2 protein-coding genes are annotated in these 1537 nt (G+C 50.8%); both read left to right on the top strand.

Annotation, left to right across the window (positions count from 1 at the left end; translation table 11 throughout):
- A partial coding sequence (locus I2G42_RS16200) for a DUF4368 domain-containing protein (RefSeq protein ID WP_195531273.1) occupies positions 1–1218 on the top strand: 1218 nt, incomplete at its 5' end.
- A partial coding sequence (locus tag I2G42_RS16195; RefSeq protein ID WP_195531272.1) for a TnpV protein occupies positions 1215–1537 on the top strand: 323 nt, incomplete at its 3' end. The genes I2G42_RS16200 and I2G42_RS16195, both read left to right, overlap by 4 nt.

The following is a 1537-nucleotide window of genomic DNA, read 5'->3' as shown; positions in this document are numbered from 1 at the left end:
CACGGCGAGGGCGTGAACAAAAACAAGACTTTCAAAGATGTGTACGGCTGGGGTTCTTCCACCATCTGCAACATTCTTGAAAAGCGTGAATATCTGGGACACACCGTCAATTTCAAGACCCGAAAGCACTTCAAGGACAAGAAAAGTCATTATGTCCCGGAGGACGAATGGACGATTTTCGAGAATACCCATGAGCCTATCATTGACCAGCAGACCTTTGACCTTGTGCAGAAAATCCGTGGGAATGTCAGACGCTACCCGGACGGCTGGGGCGAAGCAGCTCCCCTCACAGGCTTGCTTTATTGTGCCGATTGCGGCGGCAAGATGTATGTCCACCGCACCAACAACGGCAAGCGCATTTCTCAATACACCTGCTCACAGTACACCAAAGTTCCAGTTGGAACGCTCTGCAAGACCCAGCACCGTATCAATGAAGATGTGGTACTGTCCCTTGTCTCGGAAATGCTGAAAGCCATTGCCGAGTATGCGAAGCATGACCGAGCCGAGTTTGTCCGTGTGGTGCAGGAAGCGCAGTCCAGCCAGCAGACCACAGAGGTCAGGAAACAGCGGACACGCCTTGCCACCGCAAAGCAGAGAGTTTCCGAGCTGGAAGTCCTGCTCTGTAAAATCTATGAGGACAACATTTTAGGAAAGCTGTCCGACAGCAGATACGCCACTCTGGACGCTCAATACGAAAAGGAACAGTCCGAGCTTACCGCTGAAATCTCTGTTCTGGAAAAGGCAGTCAAGAGCTATGAGAAGCACGAAAAGGACGCTGACCGTTTTATCGCTCTGATTGATAAGTATGAGAACTTCGACAAGCTGACCATTGCCATGCTCAACGAGTTTATCGAGAAAATCCTTGTGCATGAGCGTGACCGCAAAGGCAGTATACAGACCACACAGGAGGTCGAGATTTACTTCAATTTTGTTGGGCGTTTCGTTCCCCCAGCGTTTGGTGAAGTGGAGCTGACCCCGGAGGAATTAGAGGAAATCCGCAAGCGTGAGGAACGCAAGGACAGGCTTCATCAGAACTACTTGAAGCGGAAAGCCAGCGGAGCACAGAAGCGATACGAGGACAAAATCAAGAAGCGGAAAAAGGCAGAAATCGAAGCCAAGAAAGCCGCCATTCGTGCAGAGGACATTGCAAAGGGCGTGTTCGTCCCGGTCAGCAGTTTACCGCAGAGAGAGCCGATGAAAGGAGTACAAACAGCATGAATATCACTTACACACAGAACGGCGATTATCTTATCCCAAACATCATTATCCGCAAGACCAAGCCCCTCGGACACTACGGCAGACTTCGCAAGGCGTATCTGGAAATGCACCGTCCGATACTGTTCAATGAGCTGGTTCTATCCGACAAACTCTTTGAGCATTGCGCCGAGATTGACGAAGCGGCACGAAACCGCATGGAGCTGATCGTGCGGTCACTGGCAGAGCAAAACGGCGTGACCGAGCAACTGAAAGCTGAAAATCAAATGGAATGGGTGCGTCAGATGAACGCTTGCAAGGCACAGGCAGAGGAGATTGTGAA

It is taken from the genome of Fusicatenibacter saccharivorans (genome assembly GCF_015557635.1).
Taxonomy (GTDB): domain Bacteria; phylum Bacillota; class Clostridia; order Lachnospirales; family Lachnospiraceae; genus Fusicatenibacter; species Fusicatenibacter saccharivorans.
Note: the sequence above shows the minus strand (reverse complement) of the source record. Positions and strands in the feature narration are given on the sequence as shown.